This window comes from Rhodococcus sp. 15-649-2-2 (assembly GCF_002258645.1).
Lineage (GTDB): Bacteria > Actinomycetota > Actinomycetes > Mycobacteriales > Mycobacteriaceae > Rhodococcoides.
This window is the reverse complement of record NZ_NPFM01000040.1, coordinates 41,504-50,902: the sequence shown is the minus strand read 5'-3', so window position 1 is coordinate 50,902 and position 9,399 is coordinate 41,504. Positions and strand designations below refer to the sequence as shown.

Below are 9,399 nucleotides of genomic sequence, written 5' to 3'. Positions count from 1 at the left end.
ACCCCCACCAGGGCGGATGCGAGCCCCCGCCCCCTCTACGACCAGCCCACACCACGAACTCGCCGCGATCGGGCGGGAGATCTTCACCGCCGCCCGCAATGCGTCAGGCCACTGAACCGCACCCTCTCAACCAACACCCAAGGAGAACACCATGATTGCCAGCCTCACCGCATCGACGACCACATTCCTCGCGCAGAACATCGGCGACGTCAGCCCCCAAGCACCGGACGGCCCCACCGGGGACAAGATCTTGACCCTGCTGTCCTGGCTGATGTGGGGATGCATCATCGCTGCCGTCGCCGGAATCATGATCTGCGGCGCGATGCTCGCGTACGAGAAAATCTCCGGTGGCGGCCAAGGCGGCAACGCGACCGGCAAACTCGTCGGCGGACTGTTCGGGTCCATCGTCATCGGTGGTGCCGCAGGCCTGGTCAACATGCTCGTCCTATGACCATCGTGAACTGGACTCTGTGGGGTCTGATCATCGCCTCGATTGTCGGAGTCATGGTCGGCGGCGGTGAGCTTGCGTACGACCAATTCAGGGGCCGCTGGTGTCAGGCCAACCAGCGGGCCACCGGACTGCTGTATGCGTCGATATTGCTCGGATTCGTTGCTGGAGTGGCGAATACAGTGGTCACGGCGGCGATGACATGAACATCGACGTGCTCGCGCAACCACCGACCTCACCGGTCGAGTGGCCCGACGAGGTGTGGCAGCCGGTCATGACGGGCCTGTCGTGGCTGCTCTGGTTCGCCATCGTCACCTGCATCGCAGCACTGTTCGTGTGCGGGGCGGTGTTCGTCAACCAACGCAAATCCACCGGAACACAGATGGTCGAGGACGCCACCCTGGCCCGAATCCTCATCTGTGCCGCCATCATCGGATCCGCATCCGGGATCGCCCAAGCCGTACTCGCCTGAGAACACCGAAATTCCCTGCGCCCGAACTGCATCGACCTGAAAGGCCCTCCTCTGATGACCGTCTCCCGCACACTCCGGATCGCCGCGACAGCGGCGACCGTCCTCGCACTCGCTGCGTGCGGATCCGGCAACGACGACACACCCGCCGCTGCCCCGGATCCGGCACCGGATCTGCGTTCCGCTCCGGCCGAGCTGACCTGGCGCGAGGTCGCAGGGGTATCGGTGCCCACCTCACGGGTCGACGGGCCCCTCGCTGGAACATCGGTGAATCGCAGCGGATATGCACAGACCCCACAAGGTGCTGTCCTGGCCGCGATCAACGGGCAGACCGCACTTGCCGTCGCCGACGACCGCGCGTGGCCGGAAGTGGTCAACACCGTGACCGCACCCGGGCCCGGTCGCGACGAGTTCGCGGCCGCACGCGCCGCCGTCACCGTCTCCGGTTCGGTCCCTGCCGACGCTGCACCGAAGTTCGTCGGGTTCGAGGTCACCGACTACTCCAGTGATCCGCTTTCGGCGGGGGTGTCGGTGGCACAAACCATCGGGACCGGAACCGAGTTGTTTTCCTATCCTGTCGCGCTGCAATGGATCAGCGGCGATTGGCGGATCGTGCTACCCACTTCCGAGGAAAACATCGACGCCGTCGAGATCGACAACCTCGAGGGCTACACCACATTGGAGCGCACCCCATGAACCGTCGGCTACGTACCGTCCTGATTACCGTTGCTGCGATCGTCGTCATCGCCATCGTCGGCGCGATCGTGTTCATCATCCCGAACATGAACGACGACACCCCGCTGACCACCGCTGGTCCACCGCCGACGACAGCAGCACCTACCCCCGGTGACTCCGAGCTCGACACCGGCGCGGAAGGCTTCGGTGTTCCCGACGCGGACTTGTCCGGGCGCACGGTGATGGTCCCGAACAACCCTGCGGGTCAACCACTGCCACAGCGAGAACCGACCGGGCCGCGTGTCGAATGCACCAACGACGGCCGACCGGTGACGTCCCCGGAGTCGATGATGATCCAACGCAACTTCGGTGTCTCGACCCTGTACTCCGAGACGGATGGGCCGTCGTACATCGACGGGCTGGTCCTCGCCGGCTACACCCGCACCCCGCAAGGCGCGGCACTGGCCGCCGCAAACTTCCTACCCCGCGGACTCGCGGGCGGACCTGTGGCTGTCGAATCCACGGAGAAGCTCACCCTGATACCCGACGAGAAGATCGGTACCCAGGAGAAGAAAGAAGCAGAACTCGCGAAACCGGTCAACACCGAGACTGTGGCATTGCGGGCACCCATGGCGTTCAAGATTCTCTCCTGCACGGACAGTTTCGCCGTCGTCGAGCTCGCCCAGATCCGCGATGTCGATGACGCCGGTAGACGGATGCAGAACCCGACCTACACAGGACTGCGCCTGAATATGGCGTGGGATGGTGGCACCTGGAAGGTCAGCAAACTCGACGGTGCCACTACTGGCGGCCCGTACAGCTCGCTCGATGGTTTCACCCGGTGGGCACTGTGACCCGCACAGCGGCCTTGGCCGCCCGCGCTGTCGTCATTGCACTGCTCTCACTGATCGCGGTCGTCGGGGCCAGCGGACTCGCACACGCCCAAGATCCGACACCGGCACCCGCACCGAATCTGACCGAGCAGATCAACCCCGACGCCGACGGCAACGACTTCCAGCAACAACGCCGCGAGTGCGTCGCCGAAGGCTCGCCGGTCCTCGGTGACGGTTGGCTCAACGATGCGCTCGAGGGAACCGCGGTCGGTGGCTTCATGGACGAGGCACTGTGCCTGGACAACGCGTTCAGTGATCACCCCGGTGACGCGTTCTCTACCGCTGTCGACTCCGCAGTCTCGACATTCTGGGGTGACCCGGTCGGGGACTTCGCCAAATCGGTGATGGAAGGCAACACCCAAGCATTCCGGTCGGTGATGACGTTCTGGATGTCCTCCGGCATACCGGGCCTCGCGGCGGAGAACGCGATGTCGGGGCTGCGGAATCTGATCTCCGGGTTCACCGTCGTCGCCTTGTTTGCCTCCATCATCATCGCGATGATCAAGCTCGCGATCGCCCGCAAACAAGCGGTGATGGAAGGGGCCACCGAGACCGCGACCATGTTGGTGCGCACCGTCGTCACCGTGTCACTGCTGCCGATTCTGGTGTTGATGTTCCATCAAGGCGGCGACATCGCCTCTGCATACGCGCTGGAGAAGTTCGTCGGCGGAGACCTGAACGAGAAGATCACTGCCATCACCGCGTTCGACGACAAGACCGGCCTCGGCCCGATCCTCGCGCTCGCCTGCGCTGGGTTCGCATTCCTCGGGTCGGTCGCCCAATTGATCGCACTGTTGATCCGTGAGGCGGTGCTGTGCGTCGTCGTGGCCGTGATCCCGCTCGCCGCTGCCGCGTCGGCCACCGGCACCGGGCGCAGCTCCTACAAGTCGATGATTGCCTTCACTCTCGGCGCGTTGCTGTTCAAACCGGTCGCGACGCTGCTGTACCTGTTCGCGTTCTGGGCGTCGTCGGCGTCGAGCTCGGATCAGATCGCCACCGTCATCATCGGCTCCGTCCTCCTGGCGATAATCGGGTTCTCCCTACCCACCTTGATCAAGATCGTCGCTCCCGCAGCGGACACCATCTCCGCCGGTGGCAGGGAGGTCGGTCAGCTCGGCGCAGCAGGCGGGGCGGTGATGGGTGCCGGTGGGATGGCTGCATCGCGTGCCCTCGGCTCGGTCGCGAACTCCGTCGGCGGATCCTCGGGTGGCGGCAAGGGCGGGTCTTCGGGTGCGGCCGGTACCGGCGCACGTTCGTCTCCCGGTTTCCAGGGCCGCTACAACGGTGGATCGAGTCCCTCGCACGCGGGCGCATCGTCCGGGCCGATGGGCGCAGCCCGCAGAGTCGGAACGGCCGCTGCATCGGCCGGCCGCACCGGTACCTCGGCAACCCTGCGCGGCGCAGCAGGGGCACTCAAAGCTGCGGGCACCGTAGGCCGCACCGCAGGCTCGGCCTCGACCACTCTCGGCTCGGCCGCTGAAGGCGCAGTCGGCAACTACCACGGACGGATTCAACGATGAGCGCGCAGCTCGAAGCCCCGTACGAGCCGCCGATCTATTCGGCAGGTAACCGGCCGCAGAGCACGTTCGCGTTTGGCCTGCCGACGAAGGTCATTGCCTACGGTGCAGGGTTTTTCGCGGTCTCGTTCGCAGTCCTGATCTTCGTCCACGTCGTCGTTGGACTGGCTCTGATGGGTGTCGGCGCGCTCATCCTCACCCCTCTGGTCATCGCCCCGAACGGCCGAACCCTTTACGAGACAGGACAACTGAGAATGCAATGGATGCGGCGTAAGCACATCGACAAGTCCACCGAGTACCACGCCGGACCGCACTCGAGGATCCCTGGTGGCCGCTACAAGCTCCCTGGCCTGCTCGCCCGCACCAAGGTCTACATGGGAATCGACCGTCACGGCAACGAGTTCGGGATGATCCACAACCCCGACGATCACCGCTACACCGTCGTATTCGATGCCCTCCCGGGCGGTGACGAAGCGATCGTCCAGCGCGACAAAGACCTCTACACCGCAGACTGGGGCGTCTACCTCGCCGACCTCGGACTACCAGGCGACATCGTCGGTGCCGTGGTGGTGGTGGAGAACATCCCGGCTACCGGGCTGCGGCTGGCACGGCGCGCCGAACACGAACTCGTCCCCACTGCACCGCCGCTGGCTGCGTCGTTCGTCGAGCAGTCCGCCGTCCGGATGCCCTCGGGTCGCCACCGCACCCTGGCACGACTGTCGATCACCTTCCGCGCCACCACCCGCGAACGCCAGAAGGACCCCGAAGAGATGGCCACCGAACTGGCCCGCCGTCTGCCGGATCTGTACGAATCGCTCTCCGGTGCCGGGATCGACGCACAACCGATGACCGCCGCCGAAATCACCGCGGCCGTGCACCGCTCCTACAACCCCTCGACCGAGAACGACTTCGAGGAACTCGAAATCTCCGGCGAAGAGCACGGCGTCGACTGGGACGACGCCGGACCGGGACGTGCGAAGACCGATTGGGGTCACTACCGCCACGACGGCGGAGTCTCGGTCGTCTGGGAAATGGCCGCACCTCCCGAATCGGTGTTCACCGACACCGTCCTCAAACCGCTGCTGCAGCCGCACGACGACATCCCCCGTAAGCGATTGACGCTCGTCTACCGCCCCTACACCGCCGGGGACGCCGCGAAGAAGGTCGACAAGCAACACCGAGACGCCCTGCACGCGATCAACTCTCGCGGCAACAAGATCACCTCCGCCGGGTCGGAGAAGCGCCACGAGATCGCCGAGCAGGCCCGCCGCGAGATGGTCTCCGGAGCCGGATACGAACGCTATTCGGCACTGCTGACGATCACCGTCGGCTCGGTCGAAGAAATTGCGAACGCGGCCGCCGTCACCGAATCCCTCGCCGCCCGCTCCCGCCTGCGACTGCGGCGCGCATTCGCTTTCCAGGACGCCGCGTTCGCCGCCGGCCTCGGCGTCGGTGTCCTCCTGCCCGATCAGATCTCCACTTCGATCCTCGTGCGCCGCAGCTAGAGCGCCGCCGACCGCATCCGGCCCACCCCTGCCCGAGAAAAGAGACACCTACGATGACGACGACCGACCACCGCCCGCGCAGGGACTACGACCCTCGGTACGACGAGGCCAGGTCCGACGAGCCCGACCTGTACGAGACGTCAACGCCGCAGCCGTCGGCGTTCGTGCGGTGGATCATCGGCGACACCGACTACGCCGAGCTCGCCGCCCTCATCGCCACCGGCGACGCCGAAGAACCCTCCGCTCTTTCCCGGCGCGGCCTCGGGCTGACCCGGTGGCGCAACGACCACCCACGGGCCGAGCAAGCCGTCCACGAGGCAGCGGGAGACCCCTGGTGGCGCGCAGCACTGTCGTCGAGCGCACGCGGCCTCAAAGGTGCCGGTGGTGGCCGGATGTCCACCGTCCCGGCCCCGATCGAGTACGAAGCGACCTCGGTGCAGATGTGCGGACTGAACCCGTGGGCGATCGGCGCAGCCGCACCCTCGGCGGGCACCATCGTCGGCCAGCACGCCATCACCGGCAACGCCGTCTCGTGCGATCCATTCGCCTACTTCCGCGACAAGCTCATCGGAAACCCCTCGATGTTCGTCCTCTCCCTGCCGGGCCTGGGGAAGTCGACACTGATCCGCAAGATCCTCCTCGGGGCGTGCGGATGGGGACAGACCCCGATCGTCGCCGGCGACATCAAAGGCGAATACGTCAAACTCACCCACCTGGTCGGCGGGCAGGTCATCACCCTCGGCCACGGCGGTGGACATCTCAACCCCCTCGCCGCCGGAGCCCTCGGCCAGGCCGTCGTCCGCGCGATCGCCGCCCGCGACGAGGCCACCGACCCCGCTCGGATCGCCGAGCTCGACGAGCTGATCGACGTCGCGACCATCACCATCTCCACCCGCCAGATCAACGCCGTCTGCGCCCTGGTCGAGCTGATCCGCTACGACACCCACTCGGTGAAGGCCTTCGAGAATTCCCTGATCGGGATCGCGCTGCGTGAGCTGTACGCCGACGGCGGATTCTCCTACACCCACCCGCCGCTGCTCAAGGACCTCTACGCCCGCATCGACGCCGGATCGGCGGACATGCTTCAAGCGGCCTACAAGACCGATCACGAGGGCTACCGCGAGGCGATCACCGAATTGATGCAGGCTCTCGGCGCGCTGACCTCCGGCCCGCTCGGGGACATCTTCGCCGATCACACCACCGAACCGATCGACCTCGACGCACCGATGATCTGCATCGACGTCTCCTCCCTCGACCGCGGCGACACCACCCTCAAAGCGGCCGTGATGCTCTCCTGCTGGGCCGACGCCTACGGCACCGTGGAAGCGGCGCACCTGCTCGCCGACGCGGGCCTGGACCGCCAACGACTCTTCCTGATGGCCCTGGACGAGCTGTGGCAGGTCATCGGAGCCGGACCGGGCATGGTCGCCCGCGTCAACGAGATCACCCGTCTCAATCGCACCGATGCGACCGGGCTGCTGATGATTACCCACACCGGCCGTGACCTCGAAACCCTGCCCACCGAAGCCGATATCAAGACCGCGAAGGGATTCATCGACCGCGCCGGCATGGTCGTGTGCGGGGGACTGCCCATCGGTGAAGTCGAACGCCTGTCCGGGGAGCTGAAGTTCACCGACGCCGAAGCCGGGATGGTCACCTCCTGGTCGCGCGGGGCAGCGCTACGCGGGTCCGAACGGCGGACCGTCCGCAACCCGATCGGGCGCGGGAAGTTCCTGATCAAGGTCGCCAAGGACAACACCCCCGGCATCCCCATCCAGACGGTGCTCACCGACGTCGAATACGACACCGGGGTCCACGACACCAACGCCCGCTTCGCCGAGTACTTCGCCGGCGGCCAGCACCACGCCGCCGATACCGACGACGCCCACTACGCGCACGACACGGCACTGGTCGGAGCGCAGTGATGACCGCCGAGTACCCCCGCGCCGAATACCCGGCGCAGACCCGCGCGTGGGCGCTCGATCAATACGAGAAGTCGCGACACAACTACTCCTCCCGCGCCGAATGCGTTGCAGCCTTGGCACTCTCGATCGGGGCACACGAGAACACCGTGGCCCGGTGGATCAAGGACAAGTACGGGCCCTCGCGTCGCCCCGCAGCTGACGAGGTGACCGCACGACTACGTGCCGCCGAGGAGGAGATCACCCGACTGCGTTCGGAAAACCGTTCCCTCACCGAGCGTTTGGCCGCCCACGCCCCGCGATCGATCGGCGCGGAGTCGATTTCGGCGGCCGCGTTGTGAAAAAAGGCGGCGCGATCGCTCTGACCGTCGTGCTCGCGCTGGCCCTGTTCGTGGTCCTGTTCGTCACCACCGGGGTCCGAGAAGAAGTACCCACCAACTGCATTCCCGGGAAAGGCATTTCCTCCGCCGCGGGCGGGGTTCCGGCCGGGTCGTTCGCCAAACCGATGAAAACCTCCGAGGCGCAGCTCACGAGCCCGTTCGGGTCGCGGTGGGGGACGATGCACAAGGGCATCGACCTCGCCGGACCCGTCGGTACACCGATCTACGCCTACGCCGACGGCATCGTCACCCAAGCCGGACCCGCCGACGGGTTCGGGATGTGGATCGTCCTCGAGCACAACATCGACGGGCAGACCGTCTCGACGGTGTACGGGCACATGTTCCCCGACGGTGTCCTGGTCACGCCAGGCGAACGTGTCACCGCCGGTCAGCACATCGCCGACGAAGGCAACAACGGCGACACCACCGGCGCGCACCTGCACTTCGAGTACCACACCGGCCCTTGGTCACCCGACAACGCGATCGACCCGCAGCCGTTCTACGAAGCCGCCGCCGAACCCGGCAGCGGACAGACCGGCCAGAGCCCACTACCGTCGCCGTCGCCGTCGCCGTCCGCACCGACTGGCGGCAGTACAGCGGAAATGGCGGCGCTGCCCGCCGACGTCGGCTCCGAAGAGCACTTCCAGGTCGACACCGTCCGCGTCGCCCGCGCCGTGCACGCGAAGTTCCCGCAGATCACCACGATCGGTGGGTGGCGCGCCGACGGTGGGGGATTCGACGACCACCCCTCCGGCCGGGCCGCGGACATCATGATCGACAACTGGTCCTCCGAGGAAGGCAAAGCACTCGGCGACCAGGTCAAGGACTACCTATGGGCGAACCGCGACTACCTCCAGATCGAATACATGATCTGGCGACAGGAATACATCCCCTCCCAAGGTGAACCGAACACCATGGAGGACAGGGGATCTCCCACCCAGAACCACTTCGACCACGTCCACGTCACCACCGTCGGCCACGGCGCACCGGCACCCGGGCAGACCTACGGGCCCGTCCCCGGCGGCGGCGGATCCGCACCGAAAGCCACAGGCAACTGCACCACCGCACCCGGTGCCGGACTCGGTGATCACGCGAACCTCGCCGCCGGCCAGATCCCTCCCGAGTTCGAGCCGTGGCTCGCCCTCTCGGCCGCGCAGTGCCGCGAGCTCTCACCCGCGATCCTCGCCGCTCAGCTCAAACAGGAATCCGGCTTCACACCCGGTCTGACCAGCCCGGCCGGTGCCGAAGGGTATGCGCAGTTCCTCCCCGGCACGTGGGCGTCGTTCGGTTTCCCCGTCGACGACAAGGGCGTGGTCACCGGAGCTGCGGGGGAGGGCGATCCCAACGACATCGGCGACGCCGTCATGGCGCAGGGACGATACAACTGCTCGGTCGCCGACACCCTGCGACCGGGGATCGAATCCGGCTCTATCACCGGTGATCCCGTGGAGCTGATGCTCGCCGGATACAACGCCGGCCCAGGAGCGGTCCAACAGTTCGGTGGCATCCCGCCCTACTCGGAGACCCAGAACTACGTCACCACCATCACCGCCACCGCATCCGACTACGACCTGGCCCGATAGCCGCCAC

10 protein-coding genes are annotated in these 9,399 nt (G+C 66.4%); all 10 read left to right on the top strand.

Going from position 1 to position 9,399, the window contains the following annotated elements:
• Positions 1 to 151: 151 nt before the first annotated feature.
• The 10 genes from CH305_RS28560 to CH305_RS28515 are packed head-to-tail and all read left to right on the top strand — an operon-like array spanning position 152 to position 9,392.
• On the top strand, positions 152 to 451 hold the full coding sequence (locus CH305_RS28560) for a hypothetical protein (RefSeq protein ID WP_051364808.1): 300 nt from the start codon (positions 152 to 154) through the stop codon (positions 449 to 451).
• The gene (locus CH305_RS28555; RefSeq protein ID WP_027494129.1) at positions 448 to 654 is read left to right on the top strand and encodes a hypothetical protein; all 207 of its coding nucleotides are present in this window, start codon (positions 448 to 450) and stop codon (positions 652 to 654) included. The genes CH305_RS28560 and CH305_RS28555 overlap by 4 nt, the downstream gene beginning before the upstream one ends.
• Positions 651 to 920 (top strand): hypothetical protein, encoded by a 270-nt coding sequence (locus CH305_RS28550; protein WP_027494130.1) that lies wholly within the window; start codon positions 651 to 653, stop codon positions 918 to 920. The genes CH305_RS28555 and CH305_RS28550 overlap by 4 nt, the downstream gene beginning before the upstream one ends.
• 54 nt (positions 921 to 974) lie before the next feature.
• Positions 975 to 1,613, top strand: coding sequence for a hypothetical protein (locus CH305_RS28545; RefSeq protein WP_094623022.1), 639 nt, complete (start codon positions 975 to 977; stop codon positions 1,611 to 1,613).
• Positions 1,610 to 2,446: a hypothetical protein gene (locus tag CH305_RS28540; protein WP_094623021.1), complete on the top strand. Its 837-nt coding sequence runs from the start codon at positions 1,610 to 1,612 to the stop codon at positions 2,444 to 2,446. The genes CH305_RS28545 and CH305_RS28540 overlap by 4 nt, the downstream gene beginning before the upstream one ends.
• A complete protein-coding gene (locus tag CH305_RS28535) occupies positions 2,443 to 4,005 on the top strand; it encodes a hypothetical protein (RefSeq protein WP_094623020.1) in 1,563 nt (520 codons plus the stop codon). Before CH305_RS28540 ends, CH305_RS28535 begins: the two co-directional genes overlap by 4 nt.
• Positions 4,002 to 5,507: an SCO6880 family protein gene (locus CH305_RS28530; protein ID WP_094623019.1), complete on the top strand. Its 1,506-nt coding sequence runs from the start codon at positions 4,002 to 4,004 to the stop codon at positions 5,505 to 5,507. The genes CH305_RS28535 and CH305_RS28530 overlap by 4 nt, the downstream gene beginning before the upstream one ends.
• A 53-nt stretch (positions 5,508 to 5,560) precedes the next feature.
• Positions 5,561 to 7,432: an ATP/GTP-binding protein gene (locus CH305_RS28525; RefSeq protein ID WP_094623018.1), complete on the top strand. Its 1,872-nt coding sequence runs from the start codon at positions 5,561 to 5,563 to the stop codon at positions 7,430 to 7,432.
• Positions 7,432 to 7,770, top strand: a complete 339-nt coding sequence (locus CH305_RS28520) for a transposase (RefSeq protein ID WP_094623017.1) — start codon at positions 7,432 to 7,434, stop codon at positions 7,768 to 7,770. Before CH305_RS28525 ends, CH305_RS28520 begins: the two co-directional genes overlap by 1 nt.
• The gene (locus CH305_RS28515) at positions 7,767 to 9,392 is read left to right on the top strand and encodes a peptidoglycan DD-metalloendopeptidase family protein (protein ID WP_094623016.1); all 1,626 of its coding nucleotides are present in this window, start codon (positions 7,767 to 7,769) and stop codon (positions 9,390 to 9,392) included. Before CH305_RS28520 ends, CH305_RS28515 begins: the two co-directional genes overlap by 4 nt.
• The last annotated feature ends 7 nt before the right edge of the window (positions 9,393 to 9,399 follow it).

What these genes read in the sequence shown, in the direction of transcription:
- CH305_RS28560 (WP_051364808.1), top strand. Translation starts at nt 152, where the DNA reads ATGATTGCCAGCCTCACCGCATCGACGACCACATTCCTCGCGCAGAAC.
- CH305_RS28555 (WP_027494129.1), top strand. Translation starts at nt 448, where the DNA reads ATGACCATCGTGAACTGGACTCTGTGGGGTCTGATCATCGCCTCGATT.
- CH305_RS28550 (WP_027494130.1), top strand. Translation starts at nt 651, where the DNA reads ATGAACATCGACGTGCTCGCGCAACCACCGACCTCACCGGTCGAGTGG.
- CH305_RS28545 (WP_094623022.1), top strand. Translation starts at nt 975, where the DNA reads ATGACCGTCTCCCGCACACTCCGGATCGCCGCGACAGCGGCGACCGTC.
- CH305_RS28540 (WP_094623021.1), top strand. Translation starts at nt 1,610, where the DNA reads ATGAACCGTCGGCTACGTACCGTCCTGATTACCGTTGCTGCGATCGTC.
- CH305_RS28530 (WP_094623019.1), top strand. Translation starts at nt 4,002, where the DNA reads ATGAGCGCGCAGCTCGAAGCCCCGTACGAGCCGCCGATCTATTCGGCA.
- CH305_RS28525 (WP_094623018.1), top strand. Translation starts at nt 5,561, where the DNA reads ATGACGACGACCGACCACCGCCCGCGCAGGGACTACGACCCTCGGTAC.
- CH305_RS28520 (WP_094623017.1), top strand. Translation starts at nt 7,432, where the DNA reads ATGACCGCCGAGTACCCCCGCGCCGAATACCCGGCGCAGACCCGCGCG.